Origin of the sequence: Pseudoalteromonas sp. SG45-5, assembly GCF_014164085.1 — a bacterium.
GTDB lineage: Bacteria > Pseudomonadota > Gammaproteobacteria > Enterobacterales > Alteromonadaceae > Pseudoalteromonas > Pseudoalteromonas aliena.
Map to the genome: position 1 here is coordinate 1 of NZ_JACJEM010000165.1, position 406 is coordinate 406.

Annotated in this window: 1 rRNA gene; it reads left to right on the forward strand. The window is 37.7% G+C overall.

The features are described from left to right. A 16S ribosomal RNA gene (locus tag H5119_RS20120) occupies positions 1-71 on the forward strand; the annotation flags it as partial. Between the last annotated feature and the right edge of the window lie 335 nt (positions 72-406).

Below are 406 nucleotides of genomic sequence, written 5' to 3' on the forward strand. Positions count from 1 at the left end.
AGTGATTCATGACTGGGGTGAAGTCGTAACAAGGTAGCCCTAGGGGAACCTGGGGCTGGATCACCTCCTTATACGATTTAGAACTTATTTGTTCGTAGTGTCCACACAGATGATTGTTAATTAGTACGTGTCCCTTTGGGATAGCTAATTAATATGCTCTTTAAAAATTTGGAAAAGCTGATAATAAAATTCTGATAGATACATTGTATTTATCAAGAGTTTTCAAAAGTAAAAAAGGAATGGTAGCAGTACCATTCAGTGCCATTTAGTTAACTCTTTGAGTTGATTGATTGGTATCTACTTTAGTATTCAATATTGACTTCTGGCGAAGTTAAACTGTCACAAAACAAAGACCCGTTTGGGTTGTATGGTTAAGTGACTAAGCGTACACGGTGGATGCCTTGGC